Here is a 19,109-nt window from a genome sequence, read left to right on the forward strand (position 1 = left end):
TTCCGTTGCTTTTTATCGTGCTGTAGGAGAAGGATTCGAACCTCCACGGGGCAGTTAGGCAATAGTCCGGTTTGAATTACGCTTTGTGCTGGGCTCCCCACCCCCGAGACAGGAGGGCTTGTCTGCCAATTTCAACATCCTACAATTTGGTGTGTTTTTGGGCTAGGAAATAGCTTGCTCGTATGCAAGCTTTCCCAACTCCCTGATAATCAAAAAGCTCTTTCGAGCTTTTCGTAATCGATTGAATAGGTTTGAGATATTTGATAAGCCAAAGTTAGAAAACACATTCATTTATTAAAATATTTGCAACATTTATTTTATTTTTTTATTGATTTTTTAATTTTTAAGGATTTTTATTGCCTATTTGAAAATATTGTTCTCATTTTATCGGAATAGATTAGAAAAATGATAATCGCCTTCGATTCTCGAAATACTCATTCTTAAATTTGGCAAATCCTCCTCAATGACAAATTTTATACTAATTCAAAAAAGTATAGGCAATAAAAAAACCACGGAATAAGATTCCATGGTTTTAGTCAATTAACAATAAACCCAAAATAACCTGCTGTAGGAGAAGGATTCGAACCTCCACGGAGTAGTTAGGCAAAATTACGAGCTCGCTAATTGCTTTATCCTAGACTCTCCACCCCCGAGACAGGAGGGCTTGTCTGCCAGTTTCAACATCCTACAGTATATGTATGAACTTTTAGCTGAATTGCTGATTCAAAGATAGGCCAATTCCTTATTGTTTTGCAAATTATTCAAAGTTAAAGCTAAATAATTACAGTATTTTTAAGGAAATCGATTGAATAATATGGATTTATAAATAATTCGAACAAAATTAAAACCCAAATTGAAAAAATCGTAACAAACATGTAATGTTTTGCTATATTTATAGTATAAATGATATTTTATTAAATTTTTTTCATCAAAAATTCAGATTTAATATCATTTCAGCAATCATTCATGCTGAACATAGGATTCCCATTTTTCAAGAACTGCCAAAAAATCTTGTGGTAAGGGACTTTCAAAATACATTTTCTCTTTAGTCATTGGATGAATAAAACCTAAGCTCATCGCGTGCAAAGCTTGTCTAGGCATTAATTCAAAACAATTGGCTACGAAAGTCTTGTATTTGGCAAACTGGGTCCCTTTCCGAATTTTATCTCCTCCATACATGGCATCATTAAATAATGGATGGCCTAGAAATTTCATATGGGCTCGAATTTGATGAGTCCTACCTGTTTCCAAATTGCATTGAACTAGGGAAACATATCGAAGCCTTTTGAGTACTTTCCAATGAGTTATCGCGTGCTTTCCTTGACTTCCGTCTGGAAAGACATCCATGACTTTACGATCTTTGGCACTTCTTCCAATATGACCTCGAATTGTCCCGGCGTCTGATTCCGGTTCTCCCCACACAAGAGCAAGGTAAGTCCGATCAATGGTATGATGAAAAAATTGAGAAGCTAGCCCCGTCATGGCAACTTCTGATTTGGCAATAACCAATAGCCCTGAGGTATCCTTGTCTATTCTATGCACTAACCCTGGTCTTCCGGTATTCCCTTTCATCTCGGGCAGATTTTGAAAGTGATAAACCAAGCCATTTACCAATGTACCAGACCAATTCCCATGTGCTGGATGAACCACCATTCCGGCAGGTTTATTCACTACTAACAAATCTTCATCCTCGTAGATGATATCCAAGGGAATATTCTCAGCAACTACCTCGGTATCGCGAGGAGGTTTTTCCAAAAGAACCTTGATTTCATCAAGAGGCTTGATTTTATAATTGGATTTGGTAGGTTGACCATTTACCAAAACCGCCCCAGTATCAATGGCATGCTGAACTTTATTTCGAGTAGCATTTGCTACCTTTTCTGTTAGAAATTTATCAATTCTCACCAACGATTGTCCCTTGTCCACGAGGATACGGTGATGCTCATATAATTCTAACTCGTCTTCTTCAAAGTCTTCGTCTGGGCGCTCCATCATTTTACAAAAATAGGACGCTCTGCATTAACTTTGGCAAAAGTGCATCAATGCTTTCTCCCAATCCCATTCCGACTCAAACCCTTCATCATTCAGTTCTAACCGAAAAGAAGGTAAAACTTGCTGTTCTAAGACTGGATCTGGTTCATGAAGAAGTCTCGGGCAACAAATTTTTCAAACTGAAATACAATTTGGAGGAAGCCAAAAAACTAGGCAAAACCACCTTGCTTAGCTTTGGAGGAGCCTTTTCCAATCATATTTTAGCACTATCAGCTGCTGCTAAAGTTTCCGGCATGAAATCTATCGGAATCATAAGAGGTGAAGAAAGCAGCAAAACAAATCCAACGCTCTCCCAAGCTGAAGAAAATGGAATGAGCCTTCATTTTGTTAGTAGAGAAGAATATAGACGAAAGACAGAATCCGATTTTATTCTAGCACTTGAAAAAACATATGGAGACTTTTTTCTTATTCCAGAGGGAGGAACAAATGCTTTTGCCATTCAAGGAACACAGGAAATTTTAGATGAAAGACATGCTCCATTCTCACATGTAGCCACTTCGATCGGTACAGGAGGGACCTTTGCGGGATTATCGACTAGAATTCTTAAAAATCAGATTCTTTTAGGTTTTCCGGCATTGAAGGGACCTTGGATTAAAGAAGAAATCCAACATTTACTCGAATCAGAAAGCATTCAGCCAAAAGGCCAATATAAACTTATCGAAGACTATAATTTTGGAGGATATGCCAAGTGGAAACCTGAATTGATCGAATACATCCGCTGGTTCTGGAGAGAATTCAACATTCCGCTGGACCCCATTTATACCGGCAAGATGGCATTTGGAATCTGGGATTTAATTAAAAGGGACTTCTTCCCTCCTGATTCGAATATTTTTATGATTCATACAGGGGGCCTTCAGGGGAATGCCGGATTTATTGAACAAACTGGTCAAAAACTTTACTAAATCGGAGGCTTAAAAGGACACAATTTGATCTAACAAAAGTTCCAGAGTTTTCTACTCTTTCAAGGTAAAAAAATCCTCCGATTCCTGAGGATGAAGTGTTAGAACATTGGCAACAACAAGTTTAACCAGAGTTTTGGAAGCTAAAAACTTTGGGATTTTGGCAATCTTGGAGAATTCAGTAAGTGTGATCTGTGATTTTTCTCCCAAGGCTTTCATCAAGATCTCTTCTTTTTGCCCATACCGAAAGACGGTATCTTTTGGAGTTCGGCTTTTTTTCAAAACCTCCCACACCTCCCGACTGGCTTTGATACTCCGGTCCTCCACTCGAATAAATGCTTGTCGCTTTTCTCCATCTTTCAAATAATGTGGGCGGAACTGACTCAAGGGGATTCGAAATACAGCAACACCTTTTTTTTCGTTAAGCTTGATGGTAAAAACCTCCACCTCTAATGCTGGAAAGATCAGCTCTCGGATGGCTTTCTCCATAACAAAAATCTCCTCCTCAATAAACCGCTGTCCACTCACTGTTCCATCATCATCCACTCCAATCAAAAGATCACCACCTTGGGTATTTGCAAGTGCAATGACCTCACGGACGATTTTTTCAGGAAAAGCTGCCTTTTTCTTGAACTCGATTTTCAGGCCCTCCCCTTTCAAGGCCAAATTTTTTACCTCTTGGAGTGTCATCTTTACGCGGAATTAAAAATAGAAAACTAAGAATTCGGCCCACGTTGGATTTCTTCCAATCGCTTCTTGAGACCTTGCCATTCATCTCTCAACCTTGCAGCCTCCATGAAGTTCAATTCCTTGGCTGCCTTTTCCATTTGCTTTTGGGTTTGGGCGATTAGTTTTTCGAGTTTATCCTTACTTAAATACTGCACAACCGGATCGGCAGCTAGTTGTGCTTCTCCTGGCATCGGTTCGGCATAAACTTTTGCATTTCGCTTGGAATCAGCCACCTTGGTTTGACCCATGATTTTGTCTCTCGACTTGATGACGGTAGTCGGGGTAATTCCATTCTCTTCGTTGTAAGCCATTTGTAGGGACCTTCGTCGCCGAGTTTCATCGATAGCTGACTGCATGGATTCAGTAATTTTATCAGCATACATGATCACCCTTCCTTCGGAATTTCGAGCTGCCCGACCAATGGTCTGTACCAGAGAACGTTCATTTCGAAGAAACCCTTCCTTGTCTGCATCCAAAATCGCAACCAATGCAACCTCTGGCAAGTCAAGCCCCTCTCGAAGTAAGTTGACCCCCACAAGTACATCGAAAATCCCTAACCGAAGTTCTCTTAAAATTTCAACCCGATCGAGAGTTTTTACTTCTGAGTGAATATACCTGGATTTTACCCCAGCACGCTCTAGGAATTTCTGTAGTTCTTCAGCCATTCTTTTAGTAAGCGTTGTAACCAATACCCGCGCATCAGTTTTGATTGTTTGATCGATTTCCTCGAGCAAATCATCAATTTGATTTTGACTGGGACGCACTTCAATGGTAGGATCTAAAAGTCCAGTTGGCCGGATGATTTGCTCTACCACTACCCCTTCAGTAAGTGCCAATTCATAATCAGCAGGAGTTGCGGAAACATAAATCACCTGATTAGTCAACTGCTCAAACTCATCAAATTTCAAAGGCCGATTGTCTAATGCAGAAGGTAAACGGAATCCATAATCAACCAAATTCACCTTTCTAGACCGGTCTCCCCCCCACATGGCTCTGATCTGAGGAACAGTGACGTGGCTTTCATCAATGACAAGTAAATAGTCGTCAGGGAAATAATCTAACAAGCAGAAAGGTCGAGTTCCAGGTTTTCTTCGATCAAAATACCTCGAATAATTTTCTACGCCTGAGCAATAACCAAGTTCTCGGATCATTTCTAAATCAAACTCAGTTCGCTCTTGAAGCCGTTTAGCTTCAATGAATTTTCCCTCTTTTTCGAAAAAATTGACTTGAGCGACCATGTCATCTTGAATCTCATGAATAGCAGTGTCAATGGTATCTCGACCAGTCACAAAGAGATTGGCAGGGAAAATAGAAATGATTTTTTCGTCCGAAAGCTTTTTTCCAGTGCTAGGTTCAATTCGTTGAATAGCCTCGATCTCATCCCCCCAGAAAAATATTCGATAGGCAAAATCCGCATAGGCAACAAAAATATCAACGGTATCCCCCTTCACCCGAAAGGTCCCATGGGTTAAATCTTGTTGGGTACGACTGTAAAGAATATCGACAAGTTTGAAGAGCAGCTGATTTCTAGGGATTCGATCTCCTTCTTGAAGCCGAACGACATTCTTTCCAAATTCCTCAGGATTTCCAATCCCATAAATGCATGAAACCGATGCGACTACAATTACATCCCTTCTACCAGAAAGCAAGGAAGAAGTGGCGCTCAGTCTGAGTTTTTCGATCTCTTCATTTATGCTAAGATCTTTTTCAATATAGGTTCCAGAACTCGGGATAAAGGCTTCTGGCTGATAATAGTCGTAATAGGAGATAAAATATTCAACAGCATTTTCAGGAAAAAACTGTTTAAATTCTCCATAAAGCTGGGCCGCCAGTGTTTTGTTATGGCTCAAAACCAAGGTAGGGCGCTGGGTTTCTTGGATCAGATTGGCTACTGTAAACGTTTTCCCAGAACCGGTCACCCCAAGGAGAACTTGGGAGGGCTCTCCTCGCCTGATTCCTTCCGCCAATTGACGAATTGCCTCTGGTTGATCTCCTGTAGGTTGATATTCCGAAGTAAGTTTAAATTCCATACGATTTACTCAACACCTTTCACAAGCCAAATGGTTTAAAACTCCAAGATTTTGAAAACTACCTTCTTGCCAATTGGTAATACAGGAAATTGGAACGAAGGATAATAACCAGAAATAGAGGCACTAATGAGGGGTGAAAAGATTGAATTCCAGTAATCCATATCACCAAAGCAATGACCGCTCCGACAAGGGTTGCTAATAAATATGATGAAACCCATGAAGGCGTTTGTTTTTTAGCCAATCCCCAAACCAAGGCAAGATGTCCAGGAAATGCCCACAGGATATTCCAATTCCATTGAGTGGCCGAATGATCTGTGAAAAACCATAGGAAGAAAACAACCCATCCTAAAAGTCCCAAAATAGAAAACAATCCAAGATCAATGCCTTTAAACAGCCTTTGTTTCTTTTTCCCCAAAAAAGTGAAAATCCCAATTACAATTGCAACTACCCATAAAACCAAGTAAGGATTCATAATTTCCATTCCGGTTTCGGTCTCTGGATAAGAAAGAATTACCCTAGATTCCATCACCAAAGGCCGAGTAGGACCATCACCTTCAATCGTAGCATTCGCAAATGCCTTTTCCATGTAATCTGGTAAAAATTGCTTTTCTCTATCAGAGGCATTTCGATCAATAACTGCACCCAAAGCCAAATCTATCCCCAGATCAGCCCATGGCAAGGGATACACATATTCATCGATTAGATTTCTAAATGTCTTTTCTGAAGAATCTGAAGGAGTATTCCATACCAAAGATTTCCCGATGGCTATCTCAAAAGCATCTCTAACCTTGGTCGCACAGTTGTTGAAAAAGAAATCGTATTTATAAAAGCGCCTTGCCGGATCGTAGAGGGCATTTAAATGCTGAATTAAAAAGTCTTTTTGCTCGGAATTCAAATCCAAAACCTGCTCGCGAACCCCTCTTTTGTAATAATCATACTCCACTATAAATCGATCATAAGTAGTGATGCTGAGCATATAGTTCAATTTCCCCGTTACAAACTTCCCATAGAAGTTAGGGGTATCAAAATCAAAGGTTCCAAAATTGAACACCAAGTCTTGACCAGTTGAACCGATTTGCCTCACTCGAATTGCACTATGACCAAAACTGGAGTACAATTCCTTGCCTGGATCACAAGTCAGCAAACTGACTTCATATACTTGAGCACTCAATGAAGATAAAATGCTAGTAATCAGGAAAATTGTAAGTACTAGTTTTTTATTATTCAAGATCATTTTTTAACTTATAGTTAGTTTTTTGAACCTAATTTTTTATGAAAAGAGGAATAAATTTTTCCAGACCGGGAGTATTTTTTTCATGCCGAATATACAGGATATTCTTGGCAGTTGGATTCCTTTGGATTCATACCACAATCCTCCTCGCGCAAGAAATTGGCGCATATAAAACGATTACTAGTGGACCTTTCAATCAAATCTCCACTTGGTCAGAATGGAATGGTTCAAGTTGGATTTCCGCGACTACAATTCCCGATCAATCTCGAAATATTTATATTGATCAAAACCACACACTCACTTTAACTTCCGACGGAGAAGTAAAAAGTGTTTTCATAAATGCCCAAACAGGTGCAGGTCAAAAATTAAACCTGAATGGATTCAATTTGGATGTTTATGGAACCCTTGAGGCCTTTTCTGGCGCTGCTCCGGGAACTCCTGAAAATGCTTGGACTAGCCAAAATTGGATCGGAAATTCTTCAACTAGCACAATCACATTCAAAGGAACAAGTCGAGTAATTATCAATAAAAACAGTTGGAGTGCGCAGACGACCCAAAGTAGATTTAGTGTCATTTTTGATCCTAGGCCCGGAAATACATTGACAATTGAATCACCTTTAAAAGCAGTATCTTTTACTGTAAGGTCTGGAACCCTTCTCCAAAAGCTGGATACAAGTGTCATTCCCAATGTATGCAATACTCTGTCCTTTAACACTGAAACCGCCTTCTATGGGTCAGGTCCATTTGGAGAAATGATCATTGAAGATGGAGCTACTTTTATCAGCGAGTGCAATGCAACTATTTTAAACCGATCAACCAGTGGCTCGGTCAGTGCACTAAACTTTGACCTCCAAAACGGAGGAAACCTTATTTTGGAAGGTAGCGCACCATTAATAGAAACCGCTAATTTCCAGCTCAATGGCACAATTATCTATCGAAATGGAACTCTTTTAAAATCATTCCTCTCTAGCTCATTCCCAGATGCAACTGCTCCAATTTCAATTCGAAATACAGAAATACAGGGTCTCCACAATGTAATTCTTCCCTCATTTCTTCTGATTCGCGGCAATATGACTTCCTCAGGTGGAGGAAACTTTATTGCCACAAATTCTCAATTGACCTTTTCGGGTTCCAACTTTCAGACTGTTTCAGGCTTTGCGCTCAATACCCTAGATCTGAGTATTTCAAAAACTGCTGGTCTTGTTTCATTTAATTCAGACCTGCGGATTCAACGGAACTTCAACTTATCTAGCGGAATTATTGATCTGAATGGAAAAAATCTCTCAATCAATGAAGGTGGAATAGGAACCTACACCTATACTACCGGCTGGTGGCAAAATGTGGGAAAGTTGACTTTATTCAATATCCCAAGTACCCTGGACTTGAAACTTCCCTTCAAAGATCTAGCAAACCAAGGGGTTCGAACGATTCAATTACTTGGAAATTCTACTGGAGGCAATCTTTCAGTACAGTTTTTTGAGTTTGAAGGAGCTAACAATGATCCCAATTATTCAGATTTGGATGGGACGCCTATTTTGTATCAACTATATAGCTTCTTTCGTTTTTCAGATTTAACTCCTAATCCTCAATCTATTGAACTACGGATTTCCGCAGATAGCCTGATTGTTGACAACGTGGATGATCTAAGAATTGTGGGCACTGGGGTTGCTGCGCCCGGAACTCATCTTTCGGGTCAAAATCCGGGACTATGGGCCCGAAGATCATTGACATGGAGTGACTTGGAAAATCAAAATCTGACCATTGGTAGTTTTCGAGAATTTTCAATCCTGCCTATTTCATGGCTTGATTTTCAAGTTCAGGCAAATTCCAATGGAAATCTTCTTAGATGGACCATCGAACATGACAATGAATTCGGGGAATTCGAACTATTCAGAAGCGAGGGAGCTGAATTAAACTGGGAAAAAATAGGAAGTCTTGCCATGACTCAAGAGCATGATTATGCTTATTTAGATACTGAATCCACCTTATTTGAAAGTTATTTTTATAGAATTGGTTTTCTAAATAGCGACTCCACATACTCATGGAGTCCAGTCAGACGAGTTTCCAACCAAAAGGAAAATCCTGGAAATCTAACCATCTTACCAAATCCTTATTTGTCGGGTGAAGTCCATTTCATCACCCCTAATTCAGAAGATGGTATCGTTCAGGTGCAAAATCACCTTGGCCAAGTGTTAGCCAACTTTCCCTCCACCATGCTCATTTCAACTAGCTTCTTTGAAAATTTAGCTCCTGGCCTCTACTATGTTCAGGTAATGGGTTTAAAAAACCGCTACTCAGGAAGATTATGGAAGCGATAGGATTTTTTATTTTCCAAATCTCTGATTTTCCTATCTTCATTCCCTGACAAAAACCCAAACCTATGACCATATTCTATGTCCTAATCAGTATCGCCATTTTGGTTCTGCTGATTGTCTGGGCAAAACTCAACCCTTTTCTTGCCTTTTTGGTGGCTGCAATCTCCGGTGGGCTACTCCTTGGACTTCCAGCTGATCAAGTTGCCAAATCAATTCAAAAAGGTATGGGGGCTCTACTGGGAGATTTAGTAATCGTAATCGTAACTGGAGCCATGTTGGGCAAACTCGTCGCAGAAAGCGGAGCAGCTCAACGAATTGCAGGCTTTTTGATGAAAATTTTTGGGGAAAAATACATCACATGGGCCATGTCATTTACGGGCTTGATTGTAGGTATACCCCTATTTTATAATGTGGGATTTGTCCTCTTGGTCCCATTAGCTTTTACCATTTCTTATCAATATAGACTTCCTGCAGTCTATGTAGGGATGCCCTTACTTGCAGCTCTATCTGTTACTCACGGATTCCTCCCGCCTCATCCATCACCTGCAGCACTAGTAGCTCAGTTTGATGCCAATATGGGTCTGACGTTATTCTACGGATTCTTGATTGCCATCCCAACCATCATCTTGGCAGGTCCTGTTTTTGCTCCATTTTTAAAAAACATTAAAGCAAAGCCTCTCAAAACATTTCAATCTGATCCCAAGCCCGAACATGAGCTTCCTGGGATCGGAAACAGCTTATTTACAGCCCTTCTTCCTGTTTTCTTGTTGATTGGAACCACTGCTTTAAATCTTAATTGGGAAGAAAATGGATCATTTTCTCCTGTGATTAAATTGATCTCAGATCCGAGTACCGTCATGTTGATTTCTTTGCTATTCGCCACCTTTTCGCTGGGGATAAGCCGAAAAGAATCCATGACCAAGCTTATGGACATTTACACGGATGCAACAAAAGATATTGCTATGATTCTTTTGATCGTGGCAGGTGCGGGAGCTTTGAAACAAATATTTACAGATACTGGCGTTAGCCAGGAGCTAGCTGATGGGTTGAAAACTTGGGATATGCATCCTTTGATTTTGGCGTGGTTAATTACTGCCGTGATCCGAATTTGTGTTGGGTCAGCTACGGTAGCGGGATTGACTACAGCAGGGATAATCGCTCCAATGGTCGATACTATGGGAGTAGATCCCAACCTCCTTGTACTTTCCATCGGAGCAGGTAGCCTGGTACTTTCTCACTTCAATGATGGCGGCTTTTGGATGTACAAAGAATACTTTAATGTCAGTGTAAAGGACACTCTTAAATCCTGGACACTCATGGAAACCTTAGTGGCCTTGGCGGGATTGGTGGGAGTTCTTATTCTAGATTTAATCATATAACCAGTTTAAAATAGATGGAAACAGCAGAAATTAATTTTCAAAAATTAGGCTTGGAATTGCCTCCGGCCCCAAAACCACTTGGTGTCTATAAGCCTTGCCTTATCGATGGAAAATACCTTTACTTATCCGGTCATGGAACCGTCCAGTCAGATGGATCATTGATCATTGGAAGAATCGGAGAGGATATGGATATGGAGCAGGGGAAACTTGCGGCCCGTCAAGTAGGGTTAGCTATGCTAGCTACTATCAAAGCCAATATTGGGTCATTGGATAAAATCAAACGAGTAGTTAAGGTTCTCGGAATGGTAAATTGTGTGTCTTCCTTTGAAAGACACCCCTATATCATCAATGGCTGTAGTGAATTGTTTGCTGCGGTTTGGGGAGAAGAAAATGGAATTGGAGTCCGGTCTGCTGTAGGTATGGGTTCCTTACCTGATAATATTCCTGTTGAAATTGAGGCTTTATTTGAATTAGCCTAAGGGTTCACCAACGTTCGATAAGAGTGGTAAAGAGATAAAATATCCCGTACATAATTCACCGCGATATGGCCTTTGGCATAACCGCTTTTCACCATAGGATCCCGATAAAACTCGGGATCACTTTTTAGATTTAAAAAATAGGCGACATCTTTCCAAGACCTGGTATTTTTTCCATACTTCAGGGTAAGCCTCCAAGCATCTTCCACATGACCTTGACCAATGTTGTAGGAAGCCAAAATAAACTTTATCCGCTCATTAGAATCAGGCACTCGCTCCCTCCAAAACCGATCTAGGTATTGTAAATATCTAACTCCTCCTCGTAGGGACTGAATAGGGTCATTGGGATTAGTAACTCCAAAGCGTTCCAAAGTCGCTGGCATCAATTGAAGTAATCCTTCTGCACCGGCATAGGAAACAGCAGTCGTATCAAATCCACTTTCCTTATAGACTAAGGCAGCCAATAATCTCCAGTCCCAGCCTAATTCTGCCGCATTTTCTTGAATTATTTCATCATATACAGAAATCCTATTTCCTGCCAATGAAGAAAACTGACTATTTGTTCGATAGTAATTATTCCTCGGGCTTAGAAAATACTTGGTGTATAAATCTGGAATAAATCGCTTTTGCTTATCCTCAAGCCATGAATCAATTTCAATTAATAGGTTGGGAGAATTTTTCCGCACTGCCCAAGCAACCTGACCTTCCTCGGAAAGCTTTAGGGAAATATCCAATCCTTCATAATAAGTAGCATTGACCTGAGCTATATTCTTATCCGCCACTGTCCAGTCAATCGACCCATCAGCTACCTGATCAATTAAATTTTCTTCATGATCAGCGACTTCCTGAATCACAAAATCTAATTGAAGGGAATCACGAAGTGTACAGAGCTGTCCTTTATAGACCGTTCCTTTTCGAATAAATACGGTGTCTTGAGCAAGATCTTCCCAAGTAAGCTTGGGCTTGTCTTTCATTTTTCGAGAAACCAAGACGGTGCTCATCTTTCCCAAGGGTTGAGTAAATGTGACTTCTTCTTCCCTTGAATCAGTTTTTTCTAGGTTTAATGCGAGGATATCAACTTTTCCATTCTCTAAAAAATCAAAGGCTTGATCAATTTCGCCCACCACAACGAATTCCACTTGTACCCCAAGCCTTTTTCCCAAATCCCTCAGAAGTTCAAATTCATACCCCATTCTTCTACCTCGGTAGATGTAATAAGAGGTGGAATTATTATCCACTGCAGCTCGGATAGTACCACGGGATTTTATTCCCTGCAGATCTAATACGTAAGGGTCTTCGAAAAAACGCCCAAAACGGCCTTCGAGAAAAGTACATTGAACGCCGAAGAGCAATATAGTGACTAAGGAAAGAAAGAGAACCGTGGCCTTTTTCATGCAAAGGGGGAAACCCCGTATAGTTCAATTCGCAATTGGCAAAGCCTGTGCCAAAATAAAAATAAAGTCAACTCGGTAAAAAGCAAATAAAAAACGGAAGTCGATTTGACTTCCGTTTTTTATCAATTTGAAGCAGGTTGAAAATCTTCCGTGAGGTTTTCGAAGAATATTTTCCCCGAAAGACGCAGAAGCTCAATTTCCTGTTCTTTGATATTATAAATCGAAGTAATCAATCGGGTTTGAGCAGTCAACAAATTTTCTTGAGCGTCTCTAAACTCCAAATAGGAAGCTATTCCCAACCGGAATCTCTCAAGAGCAATTGCTGTGTTTTCGCTAGCAACCTCAAAGTTATTTTTCTCGATCTCTAATAGGCGCAGGTTATTTTGATAGGTATTAAATGCCCGCTGAATATCTGACCGTAATTGGATTTCAAGTTGTTCTACGGCATTATCTTGAATCCGTTGATTCACTTTTGCACTTTGAATTCGTCGACTCAAGGTAAATCCACTAAACAAATTGAAGGTAATATTTCCACCATAGCTGAAACCCTCACGTTGATTTTGAATCAAAAATCCAGCATCAGAATTAAGTGTATTATTGGCATAAGTTCCATTCAGATTTAAAACAGGGAGCCTTTGAGCCTGCAATTCTCTGATTTGAAGAAATGCGACATTTTTTTGCCTTTGGCTAATCAGTAATTGCTTATTTTCCAAGAAAGCATTGTCTTCAAGCTCTCCCAAGGACAAAATCTGATCTACACGAATGGTATCATTAATTTGAAACTCGGTACTTGGATCTACCGCCAGAAGCTGATTAAGATTTACCCTTGCATTTTGAATTACTTGCTCTTGGGTCAATAAAAGACTGGAATCTGCATTATAGTCCACTTGGGCCGTCAGAAAATCTCTTTTCCCCGCACCTCCCAATTCATATTGTGCTCTGGCAATTTCCAATCGGTCTTTACTCAACTTAAGCGTTTGCTTCAATACTTGATAGCGCTGTAGTTCCAAAATCAATCGATAGTAAGCAGTAGAAATTCCGGCGACGGTATTCTCAACGACCACTTTCGACTCCAACTCCCCGATTTCAGCCAATTGACCAAGCCTTTTGATGGAGACCAAAACATCAGTCCGGAACCCATAGACACCAGCGACATTGAAGTTTTCATTTCTAGATTTTGCATTATCGATTTGTCTTGGCGCAGGGTCATTGACAAACTTCTGAGTGACATCTTCGGTACTGAAGGATCGCAAGTAGGTAGAGTTCACTGTTGGAAGTAATGCTCCCATTCCAGTTTTTCTCTCCAAGTCTCTCAACTCTGCATTATCGAAAGCAATCTTTACCTGAAGATTATTCTCCAAGCCAAGTTGAATGGCTTTTTCCAGATCTAGATTTTCTTGAGCAAAAAGACCTTTCCCTGTTCCGAGAAGGAATACTAGTAGAATTATGGTTAATCTTTTCATTAAATTCTTGCTAATCGACCTTGTTTAGAGGTGAGGTAGGTATAAATAGAAGGGATAATAAATAATGTCAAAACCGTCGCGAAAGTAAGTCCACCAATTACGGCTGCGCCCATTGGTACTCGGCTTTCTGCACCAGCACCCAGCGCAAGTGCAATTGGCAAAATCCCAAGAATCGTAGACAAACTAGTCATTAGGATCGGTCTGAAACGTGCTACAGCAGCTCCAAAAATTGCTTCCTCCACATCCATACCTTGAGCTTTTCGTTGATTTGCAAACTCAACGATCAGGATTCCATTTTTAGTCACAAGACCGATCAACATGATAATCCCGATCTGACTGAAGATATTTAGAGTAAATCCGAACATCCAGAGAGTTCCCAAGGCTCCAAACAAAGCAAGTGGAACAGTGAACATAATCGTCAAAGGATCGGTAAAACTTTCAAACTGAGCGGCTAGAACGAGGTAAATCAAAATCAAGGCGAATATGAAAGCAAAAATCAAACTGTTTGAAGATTCACGGAATTCTTTCGAAGGTCCTGAAACATCGGTAGAATAAGTATCATCCAATACCTCTGATGCAATCCGATCCATTTCATCCAAACCATCACCAATAGTATACCCCTCTGCTAGGTTAGCAGAAACTGTCGCACTGACAAATCGATTAAATCGATACAACTGAGGAGGAGTACTATTCTCTTTCACTTTAACCAAGTTGTCCAATTGTACCAATTGGCCATTATCACCTCTCACATACAACATTCGCAGATTAATCGGCTCATTTCTATCCTGAAGGCGCATTTCACCTACGACTTGATATTGCTTGCCATTCTTGATAAAATACGCAAAGCGCTGACCGGAATAGGAAAGCTGCAGCGTACGGGCAATTTCCTGGACAGAAACGCCAATATTTCTCGCCTTCTCCCGGTCGATTTCAATTTCAAGCTCAGGTTTGGTAAACTTCAAGTTGATATCTGAAAAGATAAAAGCCTTGCTTTGGCCCACCTTTTCCATAAAAGGAGGAATCGCCTCTTTTAGCTTTTCAATGGTAGGAGCTTGAAGAACATATTGTACAGGAAGTCCACCTCTTCGGTCACCAATAGATACTGGCTGCTGCGCAAATCCTCTAACTGCGGTCACACTTCTAAGCTTATTATTAACCTGATTGAAAATAGCTTGCTGTGGTCTAGTTCTATTTTCTGCATCGCTTAAGTAAAGTCTGATAAATGCAGAGTTTGTATTTGCCGTACCAAAGCCAGGCGAAGTCACAGAGGTTACCCCAAGTCGTTCTTCTTGAGGGATTTCATTCATGAGGTCCTTGGCCAGATCATCGACAATTCGATCCATATAGCCGAAAGTTGCCCCTTCAGGACCCGTAAGGTTAATTCGTAATTCACCTCGATCTTCGATCGGAACCAATTCAGTCTGTAGGTTAACAAACAACCCATAAATTCCTGCACCCATGGCTAAAACAAGCACAAAAGCAATCCATTTTGCTCTCATGAATTTCGCTAGGGCGCTTTCATAGATTTTATTCAACCAAATGAAAAATGGCTCCGTCAAATTGTAAAATGCACTTTGCTTCTCTCTTCTTTTGAGCAATTTGGAGCTTAGCATCGGTGTCATGGTCAAGGCCACAAATGAAGAAATGATCACCGATCCAGCTACTACTATCCCAAATTCGCGGAAGAGTCTACCCGTGGTTCCGGTTAAGAAAATTACAGGTAAGAATACCGCCGCCAAGGCAACTGTTGTCGCAATAACTGCGAAGAAAATTTCCTCAGAACCCTGACGGGCTGCTTCCAAAGGTTTTTCTCCTTTTTCAATTCGAGCATAAATATTCTCCAAAACAACAATGGCGTCATCGACCACCAAACCGATCGAAAGTACGATTCCCAGCAACGTGAGTACATTGATCGAGAAATCGAGGAGATACATGATAAAAAATACCCCGATCAAGGAAATTGGTATCGTCAAAACCGGAATAAAAGTAGTACGCCAATCTCTTAAAAAGAGGAATATAATGGCTACCACCAGTATGAATGCTGTAATGATCGTTTCCTGAACCTCAGCAATTGATTTTCGGATATATTCCGTTGAGTCAAATGCGATTTCAATTCCAACATCACTAGGCAGATCTTTCTCAATTTGATTTAATCGTTTGTAAAATTCATCGACGATTTCAATGTTGTTTGAGCCAGGAAGAGGAACCAAAACGACTGCGACCATCGGAACTAAATCACGCTTCAAAACAGTCTTTTCATTTAATGCAGACAGTTCCGCATTTCCGATATCTTGGAATCGGACAATGTTGTTTTGATCTTCTTTAATGATCAACTCATTGAATTCCTGCGGGGAGGTAAGACGGCTTTTGGTCCGAACGGAAAGCTCAATATTTTGACCTTCAATACGACCTGAAGGAAGCTCTAGGTTTTCACTTTGTACTTTCTGCAAAACATCCAAGGGCGTAATTCCATAGGACGCCATCTTTAAGGGGTCCATCCGAAGTCGGATTGCATATTCCTTTTCACCCCAAATCTGAACTCGGCTAACTCCTGGAATCGTCTGAAGCCTTTCCTTAAAAATATTGTCTGCGATATCAGACAGTTCCAAAAGACTTCGATTATTTGACTTCACATTCAATGCCACGATAGGCTGGGAATCAGCATCTGCCTTGGAGACTACGGGAGGCTCTGCATCAGGTGGTAAATTCCGTTGGGCACCAGAAACCTTATCCCTCACATCATTGGCAGCGGCTTCCAGGTCTGCACCAACTTCAAATTCAACAGTGATATTGCTTCGCCCATCAGCACTTGTAGAAGTCAAAGATTTAATCCCTTGGATACCATTGATCTGTTCTTCCAAAGGTTCGGTGATTTGGGCTTCGATGACATCAGCGTTAGCGCCCACATAGGTAGTACTGACATTGATCACTGGAGGATCCACTGATGGATACTCCCTGATCCCCAAAAGGAAAATCCCGATTCCTCCAAAAAGGAGAATCACAAGGGACATTACAATGGCCAAAACCGGCCTGTTAATACTTACATTTGAAAGACTGGCCATAGAATCAATTGATAATTGTAGGTTTGATAGACATTCCCTGTCTTGCCTGCATTACACCTGTGGTGAGTACCAGATCTCCTTCATTCAATCCAGAAAGTACCTGGACATGAGATTCGGTTCTAGTTCCGATTTCAATTCGTCTTTGTTCAACTTTACCGTCTGCTGTCGCGATAAATACTTTATATCCTTCCAATTCAGGAATCACAGCCTCAGCAGGAACCATCAAAGCATCTTCTTTCACTTCCAGAATGAAACGGATTTTGACAAACATTCCTGGAAGAAACTTTCCACCTTTATTAGGACTTTGTGCTCTCAATTTGAGAGTTCTGGTGGCTAAATCGATTTGAGGCTCGAAAGCATATACAGTTCCTTGAACTTCTTCTTTGGAGGATTCATTTGAAAAATAGATAGGAGATCCAACTGATACCTGAGAAGCATAGCGCTCTGGAATTGAAAACTCAATTTTGATGGGATCAATATTGACCACACTGGTGATGACATCTTGAGTTCCTATCACACTCCCCTCAGAGATAAATCTTAACCCAAGAATTCCATTAAATGGAGCTCTAACGACTGTCTTTTCAAGTTGAGCTTCTACCAACTTGATGTCAGCCAAAGCAGTATTGTATTGATTCAAAGCAATATCATATTCTTCCTGAGAAATCGCTTCTCTAGCCAATAATTGCTTTTGTCTATTTTCTTGGGTTTGAAATAATTTTTGGGTGTATTGAAGACGCTGATATTGTGCTTGAAGCTCCTCATCATTCAAGTAAACCAAAGGTGTGCCTTTAGTAACATATTGGCCTTCCTTAAAATTAATCTTGGTAACCAATCCAGATATTTCGGACCGGAGATTTACAGATTCATTAGGAAGAATAGTACCTGTAACTTGTAGCTGATTATTGAGTGTTTCTTTTTTAAGCTTAATTACATTGACTGGCAGCTCCTGAGCAGGGCCACCACCTGCTGGCGCAGAACTGGAAGGAATTCCGGCAGGACCAGCATTTTGATTCACCCTTGGGTAAAAATAAGCGACGGCCACCAAGGCCAAAATCACAACTATGAGGATGACTTTAGTTTGTTTTTTCATTGAATAGCGAAAATCGAGTTAGTTTGGTTTTTAATAAAGGCAAGAGAGAGAGTATTAAACTTTTCAGGCTGCTCGACATTTACCACATGTCCACAGCGTTCTAATATTTCCAAAAAGGAATTTTTATGTTTTTTGACTAAGTATTTTACTGGCTCCAAAAACATCACATCTTGGTCTCCCATGATGTACAAAGTGGGAATCGGTAGTTCCTTTTCTTTAAAATACCGAAGCAGTGGATTAATGTCCTTGGTGAGTTTAAACCAGCGGATAAACTCTTTTTGACAGAGTTTTTGAGCTTCTCGAATAAATAAATTTCGGGACTCTGCATGCTGTTTTCTAGGCATTATGATAAAAGCAAAAAGCTTGTACAGCCACATGTAGGGAATGATCCTTTTGGTGGCATTTCCCAAAACCACCAATACCCTACTTTGAAAGGTAAGTCGGGTAACTGCTCCGGCCATGACAAGTGATTTGACACGTTGAGGCTGCATTTCGGCGAGCTGTCTAGCTAAAATAGTCCCCAAGGAAACTCCCATAAAGTGGGCAGGGGGGATTTGAAGATGATCAAGTACCTCAATTATATCCGCAGTAACTGCCTCAAAGGTGTATTCCTGTTTCCAAATTTTCTGAGCGAGATCTGTGGATTTACCATGGCCTCTGAGATCAATCAAAAGCAGATTAAAATCTTTCTGAAAGTCACGAAGCTGCTTATGCCATACCGCAGAAGAACCTCCTGCACCGTGTATCAACACGATCCATTCTTTACTTTCCGAATGAATAAACTGTTTATAATACAACATGACAGACTAACCCAAGGGCTATGATAAAAGTTGCCCAACCACAAAATTAAGGGAGTAAAAGCTGAGTTTATTAGAAAACGTACTGAAGGTAAATGCCTTCGACCAATGGATAAATACTGGGATGCCAATGTTTTAATTTATAGAATAAGGCCATTTTGGCATTCTAGTCAACTATTTTATCCAGATGAA

The 19,109-nt window shown here is 40.5% G+C and carries 13 protein-coding genes; 4 read left to right on the plus strand and 9 right to left on the minus strand.

What is annotated here, in order from left to right; translation table 11 throughout:
• Window positions 1-960 precede the first annotated feature (960 nt).
• Window positions 961-1,995, minus strand: coding sequence for an RluA family pseudouridine synthase (locus AO498_RS01775; protein WP_067542915.1), 1,035 nt, complete (start codon window positions 1,993-1,995; stop codon window positions 961-963).
• 47 nt (window positions 1,996-2,042) lie between these two features.
• Between AO498_RS01775 and AO498_RS01780 the strand changes: the two genes are divergently transcribed.
• Entirely contained in the window at window positions 2,043-2,954 is a 912-nt protein-coding gene (locus AO498_RS01780; RefSeq protein ID WP_067542918.1) for a 1-aminocyclopropane-1-carboxylate deaminase/D-cysteine desulfhydrase, read from the plus strand.
• Window positions 2,955-3,005: 51 nt separating this feature from the next.
• Here the strand turns inward: AO498_RS01780 and AO498_RS01785 are convergent, their stop codons facing one another.
• The 3 genes from AO498_RS01785 to AO498_RS01795 are packed head-to-tail and all read right to left on the minus strand — an operon-like array spanning window position 3,006 to window position 6,944.
• A complete protein-coding gene (locus AO498_RS01785; protein ID WP_067542921.1) occupies window positions 3,006-3,641 on the minus strand; it encodes an AlbA family DNA-binding domain-containing protein in 636 nt (211 codons plus the stop codon).
• Window positions 3,642-3,667: 26 nt separating this feature from the next.
• Window positions 3,668-5,710, minus strand: coding sequence for an excinuclease ABC subunit UvrB (gene uvrB, locus AO498_RS01790; RefSeq protein WP_067542924.1), 2,043 nt, complete (start codon window positions 5,708-5,710; stop codon window positions 3,668-3,670).
• A 58-nt stretch (window positions 5,711-5,768) separates the two neighbouring features.
• Window positions 5,769-6,944 (minus strand): lipoprotein N-acyltransferase Lnb domain-containing protein, encoded by a 1,176-nt coding sequence (locus tag AO498_RS01795; protein WP_067542927.1) that lies wholly within the window; start codon window positions 6,942-6,944, stop codon window positions 5,769-5,771.
• Between the two features lie 38 nt (window positions 6,945-6,982).
• Between AO498_RS01795 and AO498_RS01800 the strand changes: the two genes are divergently transcribed.
• From AO498_RS01800 to AO498_RS01810, 3 genes are all read left to right on the plus strand, one after another.
• A complete protein-coding gene (locus tag AO498_RS01800) occupies window positions 6,983-9,259 on the plus strand; it encodes a hypothetical protein (RefSeq protein WP_067542930.1) in 2,277 nt (758 codons plus the stop codon).
• Window positions 9,260-9,321: 62 nt separating this feature from the next.
• Complete coding sequence (locus AO498_RS01805) at window positions 9,322-10,635, plus strand: gluconate:H+ symporter (protein ID WP_067542933.1); 1,314 nt, start codon at window positions 9,322-9,324, stop codon at window positions 10,633-10,635.
• Window positions 10,636-10,649: 14 nt separating this feature from the next.
• A complete protein-coding gene (locus tag AO498_RS01810) occupies window positions 10,650-11,114 on the plus strand; it encodes a RidA family protein (protein WP_067542936.1) in 465 nt (154 codons plus the stop codon).
• Here the strand turns inward: AO498_RS01810 and AO498_RS01815 are convergent.
• The 5 genes from AO498_RS01815 to AO498_RS01835 form a co-directional block, all read right to left on the minus strand.
• On the minus strand, window positions 11,111-12,505 hold the full coding sequence (locus AO498_RS01815; RefSeq protein WP_067542939.1) for an MltF family protein: 1,395 nt from the start codon (window positions 12,503-12,505) through the stop codon (window positions 11,111-11,113). The genes AO498_RS01810 and AO498_RS01815 overlap by 4 nt on opposite strands.
• 122 nt (window positions 12,506-12,627) lie before the next feature.
• The gene (locus AO498_RS01820) at window positions 12,628-13,968 is read right to left on the minus strand and encodes a TolC family protein (RefSeq protein ID WP_067542942.1); all 1,341 of its coding nucleotides are present in this window, start codon (window positions 13,966-13,968) and stop codon (window positions 12,628-12,630) included.
• Window positions 13,968-17,030, minus strand: coding sequence for an efflux RND transporter permease subunit (locus AO498_RS01825; RefSeq protein ID WP_067542945.1), 3,063 nt, complete (start codon window positions 17,028-17,030; stop codon window positions 13,968-13,970). Before AO498_RS01825 ends, AO498_RS01820 begins: the two co-directional genes overlap by 1 nt.
• Before the next feature lie 4 nt (window positions 17,031-17,034).
• Window positions 17,035-18,120 (minus strand): efflux RND transporter periplasmic adaptor subunit, encoded by a 1,086-nt coding sequence (locus AO498_RS01830; RefSeq protein WP_067542947.1) that lies wholly within the window; start codon window positions 18,118-18,120, stop codon window positions 17,035-17,037.
• Window positions 18,117-18,920 (minus strand): alpha/beta fold hydrolase, encoded by an 804-nt coding sequence (locus tag AO498_RS01835; RefSeq protein ID WP_067542950.1) that lies wholly within the window; start codon window positions 18,918-18,920, stop codon window positions 18,117-18,119. Before AO498_RS01835 ends, AO498_RS01830 begins: the two co-directional genes overlap by 4 nt.
• Window positions 18,921-19,109 lie beyond the last annotated feature (189 nt).

Origin of the sequence: Algoriphagus sanaruensis (genome assembly GCF_001593605.1) — a bacterium.
Taxonomy (GTDB): domain Bacteria; phylum Bacteroidota; class Bacteroidia; order Cytophagales; family Cyclobacteriaceae; genus Algoriphagus; species Algoriphagus sanaruensis.

Excerpts from the sequence above, each read along its gene's own strand:
- AO498_RS01775 (WP_067542915.1), bottom strand. The coding sequence starts at position 1,995 with ATGATGGAGCGCCCAGACGAAGACTTTGAAGAAGACGAGTTAGAATTA.
- AO498_RS01780 (WP_067542918.1), top strand. The coding sequence starts at position 2,043 with ATGCTTTCTCCCAATCCCATTCCGACTCAAACCCTTCATCATTCAGTT.
- AO498_RS01785 (WP_067542921.1), bottom strand. The coding sequence starts at position 3,641 with ATGACACTCCAAGAGGTAAAAAATTTGGCCTTGAAAGGGGAGGGCCTG.
- uvrB (WP_067542924.1), bottom strand. The coding sequence starts at position 5,710 with ATGGAATTTAAACTTACTTCGGAATATCAACCTACAGGAGATCAACCA.
- AO498_RS01795 (WP_067542927.1), bottom strand. The coding sequence starts at position 6,944 with ATGATCTTGAATAATAAAAAACTAGTACTTACAATTTTCCTGATTACT.
- AO498_RS01800 (WP_067542930.1), top strand. The coding sequence starts at position 6,983 with ATGAAAAGAGGAATAAATTTTTCCAGACCGGGAGTATTTTTTTCATGC.
- AO498_RS01805 (WP_067542933.1), top strand. The coding sequence starts at position 9,322 with ATGACCATATTCTATGTCCTAATCAGTATCGCCATTTTGGTTCTGCTG.
- AO498_RS01810 (WP_067542936.1), top strand. The coding sequence starts at position 10,650 with ATGGAAACAGCAGAAATTAATTTTCAAAAATTAGGCTTGGAATTGCCT.
- AO498_RS01815 (WP_067542939.1), bottom strand. The coding sequence starts at position 12,505 with ATGAAAAAGGCCACGGTTCTCTTTCTTTCCTTAGTCACTATATTGCTC.
- AO498_RS01820 (WP_067542942.1), bottom strand. The coding sequence starts at position 13,968 with ATGAAAAGATTAACCATAATTCTACTAGTATTCCTTCTCGGAACAGGG.
- AO498_RS01825 (WP_067542945.1), bottom strand. The coding sequence starts at position 17,030 with ATGGCCAGTCTTTCAAATGTAAGTATTAACAGGCCGGTTTTGGCCATT.
- AO498_RS01830 (WP_067542947.1), bottom strand. The coding sequence starts at position 18,120 with ATGAAAAAACAAACTAAAGTCATCCTCATAGTTGTGATTTTGGCCTTG.
- AO498_RS01835 (WP_067542950.1), bottom strand. The coding sequence starts at position 18,920 with ATGTTGTATTATAAACAGTTTATTCATTCGGAAAGTAAAGAATGGATC.